This is a genomic window from Glaciihabitans sp. GrIS 2.15 (assembly GCF_035984695.1).
Taxonomy (GTDB): domain Bacteria; phylum Actinomycetota; class Actinomycetes; order Actinomycetales; family Microbacteriaceae; genus Lacisediminihabitans.
Genome location: NZ_JAXCHU010000001.1, coordinates 66534 through 84710, shown reverse-complemented (window position 1 = coordinate 84710; position 18177 = coordinate 66534). Strand labels below are relative to the sequence as shown.

General features: G+C 63.4%; 18 protein-coding genes, 1 tRNA gene and 1 pseudogene. 11 read left to right on the top strand and 9 right to left on the bottom strand.

What is annotated here, in order from left to right; genetic code table 11:
- Positions 1-45: 45 nt before the first annotated feature.
- Entirely contained in the window at positions 46-966 is a 921-nt protein-coding gene (locus RCH11_RS00375) for an NAD-dependent epimerase/dehydratase family protein (RefSeq protein WP_327055006.1), read from the bottom strand.
- Between the two features lie 236 nt (positions 967-1202).
- Between RCH11_RS00375 and RCH11_RS00370 the strand changes: the two genes are divergently transcribed.
- From RCH11_RS00370 to RCH11_RS00355, 4 genes and pseudogenes are all read left to right on the top strand, one after another.
- Positions 1203-1799 carry a GNAT family N-acetyltransferase gene (locus tag RCH11_RS00370; protein ID WP_327055005.1) on the top strand — a complete coding sequence of 199 codons (597 nt, stop codon included), beginning with the start codon at positions 1203-1205 and terminating at the stop codon, positions 1797-1799.
- A 58-nt stretch (positions 1800-1857) separates the two neighbouring features.
- A pseudogene (locus tag RCH11_RS00365) lies at positions 1858-2427 on the top strand (GNAT family N-acetyltransferase).
- A 573-nt stretch (positions 2428-3000) separates the two neighbouring features.
- Positions 3001-3597, top strand: coding sequence for a TIGR00645 family protein (locus RCH11_RS00360; protein ID WP_442788976.1), 597 nt, complete (start codon positions 3001-3003; stop codon positions 3595-3597).
- Positions 3598-3652: 55 nt separating this feature from the next.
- The gene (locus RCH11_RS00355; protein ID WP_327055004.1) at positions 3653-5350 is read left to right on the top strand and encodes an AMP-binding protein; all 1698 of its coding nucleotides are present in this window, start codon (positions 3653-3655) and stop codon (positions 5348-5350) included.
- 14 nt (positions 5351-5364) lie between these two features.
- On the opposite strand, the gene RCH11_RS00350 is transcribed toward RCH11_RS00355, so the two are convergent.
- From RCH11_RS00350 to RCH11_RS00340, 3 genes are read right to left on the bottom strand one after another with little or no spacing between them, the layout of a single operon-like run.
- Entirely contained in the window at positions 5365-6318 is a 954-nt protein-coding gene (locus RCH11_RS00350; RefSeq protein ID WP_327055003.1) for a hypothetical protein, read from the bottom strand.
- Positions 6315-7049: a cytochrome b N-terminal domain-containing protein gene (locus RCH11_RS00345; RefSeq protein WP_327055002.1), complete on the bottom strand. Its 735-nt coding sequence runs from the start codon at positions 7047-7049 to the stop codon at positions 6315-6317. Before RCH11_RS00345 ends, RCH11_RS00350 begins: the two co-directional genes overlap by 4 nt.
- A complete protein-coding gene (locus RCH11_RS00340) occupies positions 7046-7210 on the bottom strand; it encodes a hypothetical protein (protein WP_327055001.1) in 165 nt (54 codons plus the stop codon). The genes RCH11_RS00345 and RCH11_RS00340 overlap by 4 nt, the downstream gene beginning before the upstream one ends.
- A 569-nt stretch (positions 7211-7779) precedes the next feature.
- Here RCH11_RS00340 and RCH11_RS00335 point away from each other — a divergent pair.
- The 5 genes from RCH11_RS00335 (at position 7780) to RCH11_RS00315 (ending at position 13893) form a co-directional block, all read left to right on the top strand.
- Positions 7780-8514: a glucose 1-dehydrogenase gene (locus RCH11_RS00335; RefSeq protein WP_327055000.1), complete on the top strand. Its 735-nt coding sequence runs from the start codon at positions 7780-7782 to the stop codon at positions 8512-8514.
- Positions 8511-9056, top strand: a complete 546-nt coding sequence (locus RCH11_RS00330) for a hypothetical protein (protein ID WP_327054999.1) — start codon at positions 8511-8513, stop codon at positions 9054-9056. The genes RCH11_RS00335 and RCH11_RS00330 overlap by 4 nt, the downstream gene beginning before the upstream one ends.
- Before the next feature lie 79 nt (positions 9057-9135).
- Positions 9136-11253 (top strand): S9 family peptidase, encoded by a 2118-nt coding sequence (locus RCH11_RS00325; RefSeq protein ID WP_327054998.1) that lies wholly within the window; start codon positions 9136-9138, stop codon positions 11251-11253.
- 188 nt (positions 11254-11441) lie between these two features.
- Entirely contained in the window at positions 11442-12542 is a 1101-nt protein-coding gene (locus tag RCH11_RS00320) for a hypothetical protein (protein ID WP_327054997.1), read from the top strand.
- A gap of 64 nt (positions 12543-12606) precedes the next feature.
- Entirely contained in the window at positions 12607-13893 is a 1287-nt protein-coding gene (locus RCH11_RS00315; protein WP_327054996.1) for an ATP-binding protein, read from the top strand.
- 18 nt (positions 13894-13911) lie between these two features.
- On the opposite strand, the gene RCH11_RS00310 is transcribed toward RCH11_RS00315, so the two are convergent.
- Positions 13912-15285 carry a D-alanyl-D-alanine carboxypeptidase family protein gene (locus RCH11_RS00310; protein ID WP_327054995.1) on the bottom strand — a complete coding sequence of 458 codons (1374 nt, stop codon included), beginning with the start codon at positions 15283-15285 and terminating at the stop codon, positions 13912-13914.
- Between the two features lie 123 nt (positions 15286-15408).
- Between RCH11_RS00310 and RCH11_RS00305 the strand changes: the two genes are divergently transcribed.
- Together RCH11_RS00305 and RCH11_RS00300 are read left to right on the top strand one after the other, a co-directional pair.
- On the top strand, positions 15409-15801 hold the full coding sequence (locus RCH11_RS00305; protein WP_327054994.1) for a VOC family protein: 393 nt from the start codon (positions 15409-15411) through the stop codon (positions 15799-15801).
- Positions 15802-15805: 4 nt separating this feature from the next.
- Positions 15806-16291 (top strand): DNA alkylation repair protein, encoded by a 486-nt coding sequence (locus tag RCH11_RS00300; RefSeq protein ID WP_327054993.1) that lies wholly within the window; start codon positions 15806-15808, stop codon positions 16289-16291.
- Positions 16292-16344: 53 nt separating this feature from the next.
- Here the strand turns inward: RCH11_RS00300 and RCH11_RS00295 are convergent, their stop codons facing one another.
- The 4 genes from RCH11_RS00295 to RCH11_RS00280 all read right to left on the bottom strand — a co-directional run bounded on the left by RCH11_RS00295 (position 16345) and on the right by RCH11_RS00280 (position 18120).
- Positions 16345-16689 carry a type II toxin-antitoxin system PemK/MazF family toxin gene (locus RCH11_RS00295; protein WP_327054992.1) on the bottom strand — a complete coding sequence of 115 codons (345 nt, stop codon included), beginning with the start codon at positions 16687-16689 and terminating at the stop codon, positions 16345-16347.
- Complete coding sequence (locus tag RCH11_RS00290; protein WP_327054991.1) at positions 16683-16928, bottom strand: CopG family transcriptional regulator; 246 nt, start codon at positions 16926-16928, stop codon at positions 16683-16685. The genes RCH11_RS00295 and RCH11_RS00290 overlap by 7 nt, the downstream gene beginning before the upstream one ends.
- A gap of 91 nt (positions 16929-17019) precedes the next feature.
- The gene (locus RCH11_RS00285; protein ID WP_327054990.1) at positions 17020-17853 is read right to left on the bottom strand and encodes a phosphotransferase; all 834 of its coding nucleotides are present in this window, start codon (positions 17851-17853) and stop codon (positions 17020-17022) included.
- Between the two features lie 191 nt (positions 17854-18044).
- Positions 18045-18120: transfer RNA gene (locus tag RCH11_RS00280), tRNA-Glu, on the bottom strand.
- Positions 18121-18177 lie beyond the last annotated feature (57 nt).

Genomic DNA, 18177 nt, shown 5'->3' with positions numbered 1-18177 from the left:
ATTTGGCGAGCGACTATGACGGGCTATGGGGCTGAATGGAGCCAATCACTTCTTGTTGCGGTAGCTTTCGGCAGTCGTGATGAGTGCCCCGGTCCACGGCGTTACGGTTACGTCGAGTTCGCGCTCCGTCTCCGTCGAATCAATGATGTACGGCATCTCGAACTGATAACTCGAGGCCCACACTTCGCGCATCATCGGATTGACCACACCGAGCGAGCGCAGCAGCAACTGTGGGTAGCCGGAGACTTTTCCGTGGGTGCCATAGTGCGCATTGACCTGCCCCACGATGTCGGTGCGACTGGCGGTGCTGCTCGGAACATGCCAAATTCGGCCCCACTCGCCCGTGTAATCTGCGGCGGCGATGAGTGTGGTGACAATGTCGGGCAGGTAGCTCCAGCTGTGTGCGAGCTGCGGTTTACCCACGACACGAGCCGTCTTGGACCCGAGGACCGCAGTGAAAAATGACCCGCCGAGGTGTGCTGTGCCGGTGGCTCCCGGCCCGAAGTAGTCGCTGGCACGCACCTCGACGGCGCGAACGTGGCCGGCCTCATGTGCGGCGCGCATCCTCGCCCATCCGGCCTGACGAATCAGTCCCTTGGCTTCGGTGGTTGTCTCGGGTGAGTGTTCGGTCATTGCGCCGGTCGGCGCCCCATACGGGTAGAGGTTACCCATAACGACGATCCGGGCGTCCGTGGCGGATGCGGCAGCAATAGCCGCCTCGAAGATCGGCGGCCATTGCGCGGCCCAGTCGGTGTACGGCGGATTCGTGCAGAGAAAAATGGTCGAGGCATCCATTGCAGCGTGCGCAAAAGCGGCCGGATCATTTGCCTCCAGTACTCGGGCGGTAGCGCCGACGGCGGCGGAGCCTGAGCGGGTCGCGATGGTCACCGTGTCGCCGCGCGCGGCGAGGCGTTCGGCGAGCGGACGGCCAATCAGGCCGGCTCCAACAACGAGGTGCTTGTTCATGGGGTCCGTTCGTTTCGATCGTCACATCGCGGAGTTCACGCAGGTCACGCAGAGTCTGGCAGAAGGACAGCGCAGGAATAGCCGCTCCCGCGCAAATGCAGTGGCATTCGATCGGTTGGTCATCGCTCCAGCGTGCCCGGCTTCCTCTCACCGGAACGCAATAGAGCAATCAATCGCCTGCTCCGCAATCCCGGTTGCCGGCGTGCGGCATGTCATCACGGCCGTATCGTTTAGGCATGACTTTCGCGGCGACTCCCGTGCTCAAGAACGCCCGTGTGACTCTGGAGTCTCTTCGCCTGGATCACTCCGACGATCTCGCGATCGCGGCCGAAAAAGATGACCTGTGGCGAACGTGGTACACCCACATTCCGGCGCCAACCGAAATGACTGATGAGATTGAGCGCCGACTCTTGCTTCAGAAGGAGGGCCGCATGGCGCCCTGGGCAATCATCGACGGTGGGAGCGGCTGTGCTGTCGGCATGACGACGTACTGCAACCTCGACCCTGTCAACCGTCGGCTGGAGATTGGATCAACCTGGCTCAGCGGCGCCTCGCAGAAAACCGGCGTCAACACGGCCGCAAAACTTCTTCTTCTGACCCGAGCGTTCGAGGAGTTGGACTGCATCGCCGTCGAGTTTCGGACACACTGGCACAATCACCAATCACGAACTGCCATTGAGAAACTCGGAGCGAAGCAGGATGGTGTGTTGCGTAACCACACGGTCTTCGAGAACGGGACCGTCCGCGACACAGTAGTGTTCTCCGTCATCGACAACGAGTGGCCCACCGTGAAATTTGCGCTGTCGGACCGAGTCAATCGCAGGGCCAGCTGAGCCCGGGGCCCCGTACAGGATTCCCGCACCAGTGTCGGCGGGCCGATAGCGTGAACAAATGGACAAGGTAGAACTGCGCACCGAACGGCTTCTTCTGAGAGCTCCATCTCCCAGTGACGTCGAGGCCATCACCGCGGCCTGTCAGGATCCGGAAATCCAGCGGCGAATACCGATCCCGGTTCCATACACGCGGTCGGACGCTGAAAGATACGTCACCACCTAATCCGACTCTGGTTGGGCAAGCGGTAAGAGTTGCACGTGGGCCATCACGATCGCAGATGAGTTCGTTGGCGCAATCGGCCTTGACGGCATCGGTTCTGAGCAAGCCACGATCGGCTACTGGTTGGCGGTCTCTTCTCGAGGCCGCGGACTGCTCACCGAAGCTGCGCAAGCCGTCGTAGAGTTCGGCTTCGCAAGACCACCCACAGGACTGGGCCTCATACGCATCGAGTGGCATGCCTACGCGGGCAATGTTGCATCCGCTCGCGTCGCTCGCCGTGTCGGCTTTCACTTCGAGGGGACACTTCGGCTCGGTGCCGTAGGACGTTATGCCAGAGAAGACGATTGGGTCGCCGGCATCCTCGCGGGGGACGGGCAGAGCTCGCCAGCATGGGCGATCCTCCCCTGATTCGCATGCTCACGCGCAAGAGGTTCAGCCTCCGGGAATGTTGATGAGGCCGGACAGAAGTGGCAAGTTGCGTGGATAGACGACGCAGTGCCGGGGACAGCTCTACCCCTCGGTCTGCCTGTTTTCGCTGCCCCCCGCTGGAGTGGGACCGTTCAGGAACGGTTGTCAACTCATTGTCAACCCGCGATCTTGCTGACTTCGTCGACCGTGTCTCGATATTTTTTTGGATGAGGTCGCGGTTGCCGGAGCGGCGCCTTTCGATGCGGAAGATCCAATCCGAGTTCTGCCGCAGCGCCTTCCCACACGACGGCTCACTTCCGCGCGGTATTTCGCGATCTCCCTCGGCGGGAAGATTTCTGGCTATCCATTCTGGCTATCCAGTGACGAGACAGGAGGACAAGATCCCGAACAGCCCACCCAGCACATTCCCGAGACCACTTCCGTAGGCTGGTGGGCAGGACGTCGCCCGACCAGCCCCGCCAATACCGCCCATAGTCCGCCGGAGTTTCCGGCATCGGCTACCTCATTTTCTTCAGCCGCTGGCTGCAGGCCCCTCTATACGTTGGTCTCATCGTGGCCCAGCTCATCTATGTCGTGGTCTTCATGGTGGAGCTCTACCATCTCGGCGAAAAAGTGCTGGCGCACCCGCTCGAGATCAAGGAAGCCGAGATCATGCTCGGCGTGCTCGGCCTGATCGACGTGGTGATGATCGCGAATCTGCTCATCATGGTGATCATCGGTGGGTACGAGACCTTCGTCTCACGCATCAGGATCGAGGGCCACCCCGACCAGCCGGAATGGCTGTCGCACGTGAACGCCAACGTGCTCAAGGTCAAGCTCGCCATGGCGATCATCGGTATCTCATCGATTCACCTGCTCAAGACCTTCATCGGCGTGAACGACCTCGGAGACAAGAACGCGGTGGTCGATCCGGTCACCGACGAGCGTTACACCTCCGAGGGAGTCTTCTGGCAGGTAATCATCCATACCGTATTCATCTTCTCCGCCGTGGCTCTCGCCTGGATCGACAAGATCTCGAGCGGAGCCCACACCCCCGCGATCGCGGCCAACCCGCCCCGCTCCGAGTACGCCACCAGTGGCGCCCCATCAGACAACGAGTTGCGCGCTGCCCACTACGAGCAACTCGCGCGGGAGCTCCGGGGCAACTGACTCGGAGAGGAGCCCGCGATACGATCGAGTTCCTAACCCTCGAGGAGCGCCACCGGTGTCGCACAAGTCCGCAACTGACAACTTCCGCGCAGCGCGAGACCGATTGGTTGCTTTTCGCGACAATCACGCCGAAGCCGTTGCGGGATTCGAGTGGCCCGATGTCGGGGATACCTTCAACTGGGGTATCGATTGGTTCGACGCGATCGCCCGGGGTAACAACCACCCCGCCCTGGTGATCGCCGAAGAAGACGGCGCGACGAAGCGGTTCTCCTTCCGCGAAATGGCAGCACGCTCCGACCAGGTGGGCAACTGGCTCAAATCCCTCGGCGTGAGGCGCGGCGACGCGGTGATGCTCATGCTCGGCAACCAGGTCGAGCTCTGGGATTCGATGCTCGCCATCATGAAACTCGGCGCGGTGATCCTGCCAACGACAACGGCACTCGGCACCGCGGATCTCATCGATCGGATGCAGCGGGGAGGTGTGCGGCATGTGATCGCCGCATCCGCCGATGCGGACAAATTCGATGACGTGCCGGGCGACTTCACCCGAATCCGGGTGGGAGCGGGCAGTGCCGACTGGACCGATTTCGCGGATGCTTTCGCCACGCCGGCCGCGCCGCTTCCGCATCCGCTTACCGCTCCCCACGATCCGCTGTTGCTCTACTTCACCTCGGGCACGACGAATCGCCCGAAGCTTGTGGAGCACACCCAGGTGTCGTATCCGGTTGGCCACCTCTCGACGATGTTCTGGCTGGGACTCCGCACCGGCGACATCCATCTCGCCATCTCCTCCCCCGGCTGGGCGAAGCACGCCTGGAGCTGCTTCTTCGCCCCATGGATCGCCGAGGCCACAATCTTCGTCTACAACTACGGCCGCTTCGATGCGGCGGGGCTCACCCAGAAGATCCGGGACGAGCACGTCACTTCGTTCTGCGCACCACCGACCGTATGGCGCATGCTCATCCAGTCCGACCTCTCAGCCGGTCGCGGCGACCTTCGCGAGGCGATCTCGGCGGGCGAGCCGCTCAACCCCGAGGTGATCAGCCAGATCCGGCGCCAGTGGGGGCTCACCATCCGTGACGGCTACGGCCAGACCGAGATGACCGCGGTGGTCGGCAACACCCCCGCTTCGCCGGTGAAGGACGGGTCGATGGGTCGGCCGCTTCCCGGAAGTCCGATCGTGCTGGTCGATCCGATCTCCGGCGCGCTCGCTGAGGAGGGCGAGATCTGCGTCGACCTGGCCAGGCACCCGGTGAACCTCATGACCGGCTACGTCGGGGACGCTGAGCGCAACGCCGCCACCACCCACGACGGCTACTTCCACACCGGCGATATCGCGGCACGGGACTCCGACGGCTACATCACCTACATCGGCCGCACCGACGACGTGTTCAAGGCCTCCGACTACAAGATCAGCCCGTTCGAACTCGAGAGCGTGCTCATCGAGCATCCGGCCGTGGCCGAGGCCGCGATCGTACCAGCTCCGGATGCCGTGCGACTGGCCGTACCGAAGGCGTACGTCGTGCTTGCTGCGGGCTTCGAGCCCTCGTCGGATACCGCGTTCTCGATCCTCGCCTATGCGCGGGAGCAGCTGGCGCCGTTCCAGCGCATCCGCCGCATCGAATTCATGGAGCTCCCGAAGACCATCTCAGGAAAGATCCGCCGGGTGGAGTTGCGCGCCCGCGAAGAGGAGGTCGCCATCGGCACCGTCATTGCGATCGAGTGGCGCGACGACGACCTCCGCGGGAACTGAGCCCGGGTCGGTCCCTACCGGCGTTTGTAGTAATTCCGCCACACGAGCTTGTGAAACGGGATCAGCCGCGGAAGATCACGAAGGCCGGGAATCAGAGGAACCAGTGTGAGCAGCAACGTGAGGATTGCGACAGTGAACACCACGAGGAGATCCGCATTGGCGGCGGACTTGAATGGCTCAATCTGGTAGAAAAACGAGAACAGCCACAGCCAGGACTGCCCGGGATAGTTGCCGGTCTCGTTCATCATCCCCCACTGGTCACCGCTGAGATGCAGGTTTGTCGCGAGGTCCTTGAAGTAGGTACCATCGCCGAGAAACAGCACCGAGCGCGTGTAGTCAAAATTGTAAAACGATCCGCCAGCCTGCAGAACACTGTCGAGTGATCCCTGCTTGGCCATCGTGAGAAGTGATCCGGTCAGCGCCGGAACCGGTCCGTATTTGCCCGAAGCCACCTCCGCCGGATTATTGTCCTTCGCCTTGTCGAGAGCCTTCCCGTAGGCATCCGTCCAGGATGTCTGTTGATCGCTCGTGGCGGAGTTCCAGGCCGCGACTGCGGCGGGCGTGTTTGGCAGCGTGCTGAGCGGCTTGATCACGAAATCCTTCGCTGTGTCGAAGGGAATCTTCACCCCGGCAAGACTCTGCAGGTCGAGTGGGCCGATGGTTTGGGTCGCGCCCGGCGTCGAGTTGTAAGGCGGTCCATAGCCTGCAGTCCCACTCGTGTGCCCGAGTTCGGCGTTCGCCGTGACCACGAAGTCGTTCGGCTGGCTGTTCGCCCAGGACTTGAGCGTGACGCTGTGGTCATCGGGCGAACTGAAGATCGCGGATGCGGCGAGCACGAGAAGAGTGACCACAATCACCCCGACCGTGAGTTCCTTGAACAGGTCGTACTCACGATTGGTGCCATTCCATGCGCGACCGGCGAGGCCGGTCCCTCGGCGCCACGACATCGGGCTCAGCGGCTTGCTCATCGGTCTGCCTTATCTGTCAGTTCGGGAAATGCCGCATCGCGCAGCTGGGTGTCGGTCTCTGCTGCATCGAGAGGCGAGACCACTCCATGAACCCGTACGAGGAGAACATGTAGGGCGACGATCGCCGCGACGGCGAGCGGTAGGAGGGTGATATGCCACATGAACATCTGGCCCACATTCGCAACATTGAACCAGGCACCGATCCCGGCGGCGTTGAGGGCGTCCTTCGCCTCGAAGGAAATCCATTCCGATTCGAAGTTTGTCTGGAGCAGATAGCCGGTGAACGCGGCACCGATCGATACCGCAAATGAGACGACACCGGTGATCCAGGTGAGCAGTCGGCCCCCGCGCCACGCTGCCATCCAGAATTTTCCCCACAGGTGCACCACCATGAAGAGGAAAAAGAACTCCACACTCCAGAGATGCATGCTGTTCACGAAATGTCCGAGCGAGGAGAGGTGCCACCAGCTCGGACCGTTGAGACTGAGGACCACTCCGGACACGATGATCACGGCGAGCGATGCGATCGCACCCATACCGAAGACATAGATCCAGGATGCGACGTAGCTCGGCTGGGTCTCCGGGAGCAGCTTCTTCGGCGGCAGGGTCTTCAACATCCACCGGCGGGCTTTGCCCGTCCAGGTGTAGAACTCTTCATCCGGCTTCGCGCCCGGAGCGTTTGCTTCGGTCGGCCCAGCCGGGGTGGTTGGCGGTGGTACGAAGGTGGTCATTTGCGCTTCCGTCCCGCCGGGAAGGGAAGCACGAGAGCGAGCACGAACAGCAACAGCATCACGGCGATCACGATGAAGTTACCCAGCTGGATCGTGAACGCACCCCAGCCCAGATAGATCGTAGAGGCATCCGCCGCCACTGATGAGAGAAGAACCTGCATGATGACCTCCTGGCCGTTTGATTGTTCGAACGTTACGAGCGCTGGCCCCGGGAAATCGGGACTTTGGTCCCCAGTCGTATCTCGGAAGTCGGGACCAGCAGGCCCGTCCGCGTGAAGACCTGCTCGCAGACTGCCGGAAAAGATCCGCCGGGTCGAGCTGGGTGCCCGCGAAGAGGAGGTAGCCATCGGTACGGTCATCGCGATCGAATGGCGCGACGACGACCTCCGCGGAAGCTGAGCCCGGGTCGACCTCTACCGGCGTTTGTAGTAATTCCCGCAGATGATCTCGTGGAACGAGATCAGCCGCGGAAAGTCGCGGAGGCCGTTTGACCTCGTGGCGGGAGTTACAACTCCCTCCGCATGACGTTTTGCCTTCCGCGAGCCGCGTTTTCCCCCGCCAGCGCGTCCAAGAGCGCGAAGTCAGTCCCTAAGTGGAACGTAAACGGACCTTCGGGTAGGGCCCTTTACACGGGCCGCCCCTTCGGGACTAATGGCCCGGTCCACACGAAGGACTGCTCGCAGACTGAACACCAGACATCACCCACCAGAAACGAAGCAGAGGACGCTCTATGAACCGGGTCACAGGCAAAGTCGTACTCATCACCGGGGGCGCCCGCGGGATGGGAGCCGCTCACGCGCGGCTACTGGTCGCCGAAGGGGCGAGCGTCGTTCTGGCGGATGTGCTGGATGCGGATGGCGAAACTCTGGCCGCGGAGCTCGGCGAAGCGGCCCGATTCGTGCACCTCGACGTCACGCAGGAAAGCGACTGGGCAAACGCTCTGCGGCTGGCCCTTTCCGAGTTCGGCCACCTCGACGTACTGGTCAACAACGCCGGGATCGCCAACGGCTCCCCGATTGGAGACTTCCCGCTTGAGCTCTGGCAGAAGACTGTCGATATCAATCTCACCGGCAGCTTCCTCGGAATGAAAACTGTGTCGGCTGTGCTGGCCGCCCAGGGACACGGATCCATCATCAACGTCTCCTCGGTCGAAGGGCTGCGGGGAAGCGCGGGACTTCATGCGTACGTCGCAACAAAGTTCGCCGTGCGAGGTCTCACCAAGTCGGTCGCACTCGAACTCGCGCCGTCCGGAGTTCGGGTGAACTCCATCCACCCCGGATTCATCAGCACGCCGATGACCGCCGGTCTCGATCCGCACCAGCTGCAGATTCCGATGGGCCGGGCCGCGGATCCCACCGAAGTTTCTCAACTCGTGCTCTTCCTGGCGAGCGATGAGTCGAGCTATTCCACCGGCTCCGAGTTCGTGATCGACGGCGGACTCACCGCGGGGATTCCACACTCGTGACCACCGCAGCGATTCTGCGGAGGGTCTCCACCTCCCTCGTGACGAACCCCGACGGCGCGGGCGTGCTCGCGGGTGCCGTGCTGATGGCCGCCCACTTTGAGCGCTTTGCAGAGGTCGCCGACCCGCCCCCGGAATTTCGTCGCCCCCGGGGGAACGACGTCGCCTACCCGCTCGGCAATGTCCCGCTCGGCAATGTCCTACTCGTCTGTGCTCCGGGCTGCGATTCGGTGACGGTCGGCGAGAACCTCGCTGCAGCCCTCGCGGCCGGCAACCGGGTCGCGGTGTCACTCCCCGGAGTGCCAGACCAGCTGATGCGACTTCTCTTCGAATTGCTCTACGGATGTTTTGCCATGGAGCGATTTTGTGTGCTCACCGAGGCGTGCGGTTGGACTATCTCCGGCGCCGACCTCTCGATCGTCGTTCTCACGCCCTCTCGCGCGTACCTCAATGAACGCCCGTGGATAACGCAGGCGCAGTCCCCTGGGTTGCTCACCTCATCTACGGACCTTCTGCGTTTCTATGGCGCCGCGCAGGGGGACTGACGCGCGCGCGCACGGGCTTTTCGCACATCACTCTGGTCACCGAATCTGCGCCACGGCCGGCGGCGGCTAGCGTGGGGGCATGTCAACTGAGACCCAGCGTGTGCCATTCGCCTCCCTCGAAAGCTATATCGCACTCCCCCGGGTTGAGGGCCTTGCGCTCTCCCCGGATGGCCACAGCGTGGTGCTCACCATCGCGACCCTGGCCCGCGATCGCACCTCGTACGAGCGTGCACTCTGGTCGGTGCCCGCCGACGGCTCGGGATCACCCACTCGGCTGACTCGCTCCGCCAAAGGCGAATCGGGCGTCGCCTTCACCGGTTCGGGCGACATCCTCTTCGTCTCCGCGCGACCGGATGCCGCGGCGGAAAAGGACCAAGATGCCGCGCAGCTCTGGGTGCTCCCCGCCGCCGGTGGTGAGGCCCGCGCGGTCACCAGGCTGCTCGGAGGGGTCTCCGAGATCGCCGCAACGGCTTCGGGTTCCAACACCATCGTGATGACGGCGAACCTGCTGCCGTCGGCGGACAGTCTCGAGACGGATGCCGCGGCGCGCGCCGAACGCACGACCAAGAAGGTCACCGCGATCCTCCACGAAAGCTACCCCGTCCGGTACTGGGACCACGACCTCGGGCCCGCGGAGCCACACCTTCTCGCGCTCGACCTGTCGATCCTGCGAGAGACGATCGCCGACAGCCCCGACGCGTCCGGCCCCAACCCGTCCGGCACCAACCCGTCCGGCACCGACCAAGCGCTGCTCCCCTATCCCACGGACCTCCCCCGCCCCCGCGACCTCACTCCCAGTCCCGGACGTTCCGCCGACACCGCCGGCCAGGCCCTCACCCCCGACGGGCGCACCCTGATCGCGTCGCTCCGGGTTGCGGAGCAGCGAGCCGGTCGCTTCGTGATCGTGTCGATCGATGTCGAGTCGGGCACCATGACGACCCTCTTCGATGAGGAAGGGGTGGACTTCGAGGTGCCAGCGGTCAGCCACGATGGTCGACGGATCGCCTACGTGCGCGCCGACTTCAGCACCCCGAACGGCCCCGCCGACCAGGAGCTGTGGGTCGCCGACATCGATGGCGGAAATACTTGCCGTGTCGCCGAGGGTTGGGACCGCTGGCCCTCCAGCCTCAGCTTCGATGCCGACAACGAGTCCCTCATCGTCACCGCCGACCACGACGGCCGCGGTCCGGTCTTTCGCGTACCGCTCGACGGCGGATCTCCGATTCAGCTCACCACGGACGACTTCAGCTACACCGATGTCGCGGTCGACCTCGCGAGCGGGGACCTTGTCGCGTTGCGATCATCGTGGGTCGCGTCGCCACATCCCGTGCGGATCTCCCGCTCGGGGGTCGTCACCGCGTTGGCAACCCCCGCTCGGCTGCCGGAGGTGCCCGGGTCGATCACCGAGGTCGAGACGACGGTCGAGGATGGCGCTCGCGTGCGCAGCTGGCTGCTGCTTCCCTCGGATGCCTCGCCCGAGCATCCAGCTCCACTGCTGCTCTGGATCCACGGCGGACCGCTCAACAGCTGGAACGGTTGGAGCTGGCGCTGGAACCCGCTGCTCGCGGTCGCCCGCGGGTATGCAGTGTTGCTACCTGATCCGGCACTCTCGACCGGCTATGGCCTCGACTTCATCGCCCGCGGCTGGGACGCCTGGGGAGCCAAGCCCTACACCGACCTGATGGCGATCACGGATGCTGCTGAGGCTCGCCCCGACATCGACGGCACCAGGACCGCGGCCCTTGGCGGCTCGTTCGGCGGGTACATGGCGAACTGGGTGGCCGGCCATACCGACCGGTTCCGCGCGATCGTGAGCCACGCCAGCCTCTGGGCCCTCGACCAGTTCAACGGCACCACCGACAACTCCTGGTACTGGCAGAGCATCTTCTCGCCGCAGGGCATGATCGATAGTTCGCCGCACCACAGCGTGCGCGACATCGTCACGCCGATGCTCGTGATCCACGGCGACAACGACTACCGCGTGCCGATCGGCGAGAGCCTGCGTCTCTGGTCGGAACTCGCCGAACACCATGCCTCGCCCGATGGCTCGACCCCACACAAGTTTCTTCTCTTCCCCGACGAGAATCACTGGGTGCTGAAGCCCCAGCATGCCGTTCTCTGGTACGAGACCGTTTTCGCGTTCCTCGACCAGCACGTGAACGGCGCAAACTGGGCGCGCCCGAAGCTGCTCGGCTAGCCTGCCGGGCGTCAGCGGCGGCGGCCAGTATTTTTCTGCGGCTTTTTCGTGCGCAGTTCTACCGATGCGTCAAGTCTCGTCGAGTCACCGCTGACCCGCCGAACGCGGGGGAACCTCGCCGTGTTTATTTGCCCACACTCGGGGTTCCCTGCAGCGAGTCACTCTCATGGAGACGTAGCATACCTACCGTGTCGACCCGCCACCGAAGCAGAATTGCGATAGTCACCTGCGCTGTCGCGGTCCTGCTGCTTGGCGTGGCTATTTTTTCCGCCGGGCGGTCTTTCGGGCTATTCAACGAGAACGTTGCGGAGACGGGTTTTCGACCCCTGGCGGATGCCCTGAGTGGTTCGGGTGCGAACCGCGTCTGCGAGCAGGGAGACGCCGGCTTCGGTCCAGACAACTCGTCGCCCTGGTACAAGGCAGTCTTCGCTGCGCCGGCATCCATCGACCTCACCGACGAGGTGACGAGAGCAGCGGCGAGACAAGGCTTCGTTCTCTCCTCCCTGCGAATCGCCGCTCCCGGGGCATCCCAGAAGCTCTACCAGGGCACTAGTTCGAATCGCACTCTCACTATCGCGGTGTACCAGCATGGCGCGTCGATGAACACCTGTGCCGGATCGACTACTGCGAGCAGCCGATCGAGTTCAGTGGAGCTCACGCTCGAGTACCCCTCAAATACAACCGGAAAGGCCGCACCGATAGAGGTGCAATCGACCGAGCCGGCACCCGACCCGGCTACCTGGTATGACCAAAAGTTCGGGACTTTCGTCGCAGTAGCGGTGACCGGATTGGGCAGTAGCACTGTTGCGCTGCCGGCCGGTGCACGATCAGGGCTGCTCACCATCACGCACGCGGGTTCGGACCGTTTCAGAATTTCCGCGGTCGATGCTGGCGGCACTTCGACCGGGGAAGAGATCGTCGATACCGTCGGCGATTACTCCGGAGTGACCGCCTTCGGAGTGCCAAGCACCGGGGCGATCCCGTCGACACTGTTGGTCGACACAGACGGCCCCTGGAGCATCACGTTGTCCCCCCTTGCAGACGCTCTGCCACTCGGTGTTGCCGCCGAGGGATCGGGTGACCGGGTCTTTCGCTACGATGGCCCGAACCGCGACCTGGCGCTGCGATTCACCGGTTCGTCGCTCTTCGAGATACGTCAGATCAAGGATCCAGGTGCACCCCTCATCGTTGCCTTCGAAGACACCGGTGTTTTCTCGGGCTCTGGCTCAATCTCCGAGGGGCCGTCGATCGTGGTCGTGCACTCGAACGGTGACTGGACCATCCGGTAGGGGCTTCCCCAGAGGTCAGTGGCCTAGATTGACACCCACACGAAATTCACGCGAGGGAACCACAATGACCGGTTGGCGCATCCGAGACTTCCACTCCGACGATCTCGATGGCATCCTGCACCTCTGGGAGGAGATCACCGCCGCGAAGGCCGAACCGGTCTACGGGCTCTCCGAGGTGCTCGCCTCCTGCCAGAAAGACCATGCCGTTGTGGCAATGCACGGCGAGGAAGTGGTGGGTGCTGCCGTCGGGCGCGCCGCTCACGCCCAGGGCTGGATCGTGTTCCTGACCACCGCCGAGCCCTGGCAGGGGCAGGGCATCGGCACGGCAATGCTGGCCGCGCTCGAAAACCGGATGGCACCGCATGGCCTCGCTAAGCTCTCCGCGCTCATGCCAGAATCCCCGAGCCGGGTGGATGCCTTCCTCAATCGCGGCTTCGAGGTCAAGAAGAATTTGCGCTACTTCGAGCGCCACATCCCGGTGCAGCGCGAAGAGCTGCGCTCGCTGAGTGAGCTCGGCGGACGCATCCTTCCCCGTGACCTCTGGGAAAGTGTCGGTGGGATGCAGCGAGAGAAAGAGCTGCTCGAACGCCGCCTCGTGATGCCGCTCGCCAAGCCCGATATGGCCGAGCAATATGGCGTGGTACCGCCGAAGGCCGTTGTGTTGTTCGGGCCTCCCGGCACCGGCAAGACCACCTTCGCCAAAGCGATCGCCTCCCGCCTCGAATGGCCCTTTGTCGAGGTCTTTCCCTCTCGACTTGCGGCGGACCCCAAGGGACTGGCCGGCGCCCTTCGCGAGACCTTTTTGAAAATCTCCGAGCTTGAGCACGCGGTCGTATTCATCGACGAGGTGGAGGAGATCGCCGCCCATCGCGGCGGAGAGCCGCCGTCGGCGCTTCAGGGCGTGACAAATGAACTGTTGAAGATCATCCCGGCCTTCCGCGAACAGCCCGGACGGCTGCTCGTCTGCGCAACCAACTTCATCCGCGCCCTCGATTCGGCCTTCCTTCGCCACGGTCGGTTCGACTATGTCGTGCCGATCGGCCTGCCGGATACAGCGGCCCGACTGGCCATTTGGGAGCGTTACGTGCCCATCTCGATGACCGGTCTCATCGACCTCGACGCCCTCGTCGTGGCGAGTGACGGGTTTTCCCCCGCCGACGTGGAATACGCCGCGCGCCGGGCATCCCAGGAGGCGCTCGAGCGTGCGCTTTTCGCAGGAACGGACGAGTCCACTCCGGCCGGTCCGAGCACCAAAGACTACATTTCCGCCATCCGGTCGACCCGCACCACGGTGTCGCCGCAGGTCGCGGCCGATTTCCTCGAAGACATCGAGAGGCTCGCCCGGCTGTGATTCGAGCGGCGGTGAGGTTCAGCGCACGCTGAGCAACTCGTGCGGATGCGTGAGCCGCCACCATCCGTCCGGCCCGGAGATCGAGCCGTCCAGCACGAGCGGCACCGCGATCGGAGCGCCGTCGACGACGAAATAGAGGCTGCCGACCGTCGAGCCATCGGTCGCCGTCGTTACGGGCTTTATCGTCATTTTTGAGGTAATCGGCGCATCCGACCAGGTGAGCACGGATGCCCTGCTACCGGTCACCACGCGCGCGCCGTCTTTCCAGGTCGTTGAGTAGCGTCCAACGACCGTGCCGTCACCCACGAGTTGAACGGTATGGAAGCCGGACCGGATGCTGCGGACCATCAGCTGCGCGGCACGATCCAACGATTCACGGCTTTCTCCGCCCAGGATCACCCCGACGATGGTGATCGGCTTGGCGAGGCCGACGTCCGCGGTGGCCGAGAACAACAGGCTCGAACCGACCGTGTCGAGGGTGCCGGTCTTGATGCCGTTGATCCCCTCTGAGCCGAGACTGATGTTGTTGTTCGACAGGGATCCCACTCCGGGCACCGTAATCGAACGCGATCCCACGATCGCGGCGACCGCCGGGTTCATTATCGCGAGCTTTCCGATGGCGATCAGATCAGCCGGGGTGCTGACGTTGCGCGGGTCGATACCGGTCGGCTCCACGATGGTCGTGTTGGTGAGACCATGGGTGGCGAGCCAGCTCTTCACTGCGCTGAGGTAGCGGGCGCGAGATCCGAACGCCCAGGTGCTCACCGCATCCGCGTAGTTGCAGGCGGATGCCACCAGCATGAGTGCGAGCGCGTCATGCTCGGACAGCGTGCTGCCGGTCTTCATCGGTTCGATCGAAGCGCCGAGCACGTAGTACTGGTCATAGAGATCGTGATCGGCCTTGCTGAAGGTGAGGGTCGGCCCGGGATCCGTCCCCGTGAGGGGCTTTGCGTCGAGCACGACGAGCGCGGTAATCAGCTTGCTAATACTTGCGATCGGCAGCGGGCCCGCCCCGCCACTCGAGGCGAGAATGCCGTTGGTACCAACAGTGCGCGGATATGCCTCGGCGCCGGTGACGCTCACGGCGGCCTCCCCCACGCTCGGGAGAGTGAGCACCACCGCCCCCGGCTGGGTGAACGACGGCTTGGTCGACGACAGCGTCGCCGGGCTGAGCGGCGCGAGAAGGGTGAGCGGCAGGTACGTGCCGACTGCCGCGACGATCACGAGCAGCACGACAAGCCCGGTGACACGGCGACGGATGCGACGGCGGCGAGCCCTGGCCTGGACGACCGGGTCGAGCGGGTCGAACCTGTAGCCCCCGGCATCCGCCTGTCCGCGCGCGAGCATCTCTGAGAAATCGACGAGGTCGGTCGGCTCGGTGCGCTCTGTCACCGCGACATCAATAGAAGTGAAACTGTCGCGGTTTTTGAGTACATATGCTCATGTTACGGCGGTAGGGCAGTTTTGTCGTCGGCTTCGGCGTAACTTGTCCAGCGACGCGAATGAGGAGAACATATGCCCGTGTGGCCCGGATCGATCACTGCCATCACCCTGTTCGTCGACGATCTCGCGGCGACCAGGGCCTTCTACCTCGAGGTGTTCGGGTTGCCGATCCTCTTCGAAGACGAAAACTCGGCAGTATTCCGTTTCGACAATACGATGATCAACCTGCTCAGGTCGTCCGCGGCCGTCAGCCTCATCGACCCCGCAACGGTGGCCTCCCGCGGCTCCGGTTCGCGGCTGCAACTCACGCTCGATGTGGAGAAGGTGGACGCCACCTGCGCCGAGCTCACCGCGCGAGGGGTCGAGCTGCTGAACGGTCCGATGGATCGCGAGTGGGGTATCCGGACGGCGAGTTTCCGAGATCCCGGCGGTCACATCTGGGAGATTGCGCAACCGCTTGGCTAATGGAGTGAGTGACCCCGGCGAGTTTGTGGATGCCGCCCTCCAACTCGAGGCGACCTGGCAGCGCGCGATCGACGAAGAGGCCCGCATCGGCACCGACCTGCAGTTCTACGGAGCATCCGTTGGCGCCGTGCGCGGCACGATTCGGGATGTCGCCCAGCGGTATCCCGGCCTCGGGCACGACGAGATCACCGCCCTGAGCTCCGAACTCTGGAATCCACCCGTCTTCGAGCGCCGGCTGGCGGCCATCGTGCTGCTGCAGACCCACGTGCGCCTGCTCGACAACTCCGACCTCACCCGCCTCGAGGGTTTCCTGCGGGATGCGCGCACGCCAGCGCTCGCCGACCCCCTCATCAGGGAGGTGATCAGCCCGCTGGTCGAGGCTCTGGATGCTCCGGGGCGAGCCCGCGCGAACATGGCGCTCGCTCGCTGGTCGACCGACAGCAACCCGTGGCTGCGTCACGCGGCGCTGCAGGTGAGTCAGCCGGAGTGAGTTCGCAGCTCAAACCGCACGTAAATCTTCTGGTGACGTAGCAATGCCCCCGGCTAGAGCCCGAAAACTAAGCGGAGCCCGTCATCCACCCCGTCAAGAATTCCGTCCGAAATCTGGCCACACTTCTCCTCAAGATCCGACTTGTTCAGTGTGACGACTGCCGTGACGTTGACGACCGAGTCGCGCGGAAGACCAGAGACCGCCGAAGGAAGGAACACGTTACCGGGCATCGCCGCGAGGGCGGTTTTCGAGGTGATCACGGTCGCCAGCACCGTCGCCAGTCGGCTGTCATTGAACGAGTCGGATTGGATGACGAGCACGGGGCGACGCTTTGCCGGGCGGCTTCCGTCCGGTGCGCCCAGGTCCGCCCAATAGATGCCTCCTCGTAGGATCACCATTCGTCGGTAGCGCCGAGAACACGGCGTCCGGCGCTGACGGCGAGCTCGGTCGACTCATCCGTCTCCCCGATGATATCGAGCGCCGCGTCCATCTGTGCGGTCAGTGACTTGGCGTCCAGCTCATCCAGGTAGTTGACCGCCGCGCGGGCGAAGAACTCCGAGCGGCTCATCCCGAGTTCCTTGGCTCGACGAGATGCGCGATCGAAAGTTTCGTCGGGGAGGGAGATTGCCGTCTTCATTCCCAAAGTATAACTCGGTATAACTTTTCCCTCAATCGGCGTCATCGGTCCATCTCGAATTGACCAGGGTTGTGATTCGGGAGTCGCGCAGTCACCCGCCGGTGAGCACCGCGCGGACCATGCTCCGCCCGTGATCTTCAAAGGCCGAGTCGTTGATGCTGTTCGCCCAGACCACCGTTCCAAGAGCCTGCTGAATGCACTCCAGCCGGTAGATCTCAGAATCCTGTGCGGTCATTGGTCGATCGAGGCCTTCCAAGAACGCGCATTCAAGGTGTGGGCGCCCTGCGAACTGTTGGTTGGCCAGTCTGACGAGCTCGCTGGTCCAATGGCGTTGGTCCGCGCGACCGAAATCAATCACTCGCAGTTGACCGTCGTTCACGAGCCAGTTGCGCGGCTGATAGTCACCGTGAGTAAACGAAAGAGCCACTGGGCGGATTGAGACGGAAACAAGCCGCGCCTCGAGTTCCCTGAGCTGCACTTCGGGCACCAGTAAGCGAGCCCGCGAAATCGACAGCCTGGCGTCTGTGACAAGCCTTTGGATGTAGTGCTCGGATAGAGGGCCAGGAACGAGAAGTTGTTTGAGCCGGCATCCCGCCTGACGGTAGATCTCAGGATCCACTTCGGCGTCAGTCCCCTCGACGAGTTCCCCGGGGAGGTAATGGGTTACCAGGATGAGTTCATCGCGTGAAGAGTGAGCCAACTGCGGTACCCAGACGCTGAACCTTCGAAGGAACTGGTCGTGGGCGTCGATCTCTCGCGCTATGTGGTGGCTGGCTCGACTGGCCTTGACGATGTACCGCCGCCCGCCTGACCGCACGTCAAGTACCGCCGTGTCTTGAAGTGGCCATGAAAGATCGGCGAGCACTTCCCAGTCATCGAGCCAACCATCGAGAAGGTTTCGCTGAACCAACGTCAATTCCCGCATGCCTTCAGTATGCGACCGCGTGAAGTGAGCCCGGACTGGCACGATCGGATGAGACAGCGCGATGTGAGATGAATCCAACCGAACCGAGGCGATCATCGACAGCTTCGACTGTTGCCACAGGCCGTTTTCGGGGGCTCTAGCTGCACTAATGAAAAAGGCCCGAATACCGAAGAATCTGGCATCCGGACCGGTGGTGACCCCAACCGGATTCGAACCGGTGTTACCGCCGTGAGAGGGCAGCGTACTAGGCCGCTATACGATGGGGCCGCAAGTGGACAACTCCCCGAGTATGCCACATGCCAGCGAGACGCACCAAAACGGGAC

Bases quoted from the DNA above. Each gene is read 5' to 3' on its own strand.
- RCH11_RS00375 (WP_327055006.1), bottom strand. From the start codon at position 966: ATGAACAAGCACCTCGTTGTTGGAGCCGGCCTGATTGGCCGTCCGCTC.
- RCH11_RS00370 (WP_327055005.1), top strand. From the start codon at position 1,203: ATGACTTTCGCGGCGACTCCCGTGCTCAAGAACGCCCGTGTGACTCTG.
- RCH11_RS00350 (WP_327055003.1), bottom strand. From the start codon at position 6,318: ATGAGCAAGCCGCTGAGCCCGATGTCGTGGCGCCGAGGGACCGGCCTC.
- RCH11_RS00345 (WP_327055002.1), bottom strand. From the start codon at position 7,049: ATGACCACCTTCGTACCACCGCCAACCACCCCGGCTGGGCCGACCGAA.
- RCH11_RS00340 (WP_327055001.1), bottom strand. From the start codon at position 7,210: ATGCAGGTTCTTCTCTCATCAGTGGCGGCGGATGCCTCTACGATCTAT.
- RCH11_RS00335 (WP_327055000.1), top strand. From the start codon at position 7,780: ATGAACCGGGTCACAGGCAAAGTCGTACTCATCACCGGGGGCGCCCGC.
- RCH11_RS00325 (WP_327054998.1), top strand. From the start codon at position 9,136: ATGTCAACTGAGACCCAGCGTGTGCCATTCGCCTCCCTCGAAAGCTAT.
- RCH11_RS00315 (WP_327054996.1), top strand. From the start codon at position 12,607: ATGACCGGTTGGCGCATCCGAGACTTCCACTCCGACGATCTCGATGGC.
- RCH11_RS00305 (WP_327054994.1), top strand. From the start codon at position 15,409: ATGCCCGTGTGGCCCGGATCGATCACTGCCATCACCCTGTTCGTCGAC.
- RCH11_RS00295 (WP_327054992.1), bottom strand. From the start codon at position 16,689: ATGGTGATCCTACGAGGAGGCATCTATTGGGCGGACCTGGGCGCACCG.
- RCH11_RS00290 (WP_327054991.1), bottom strand. From the start codon at position 16,928: ATGAAGACGGCAATCTCCCTCCCCGACGAAACTTTCGATCGCGCATCT.
- RCH11_RS00285 (WP_327054990.1), bottom strand. From the start codon at position 17,853: ATGCGGGAATTGACGTTGGTTCAGCGAAACCTTCTCGATGGTTGGCTC.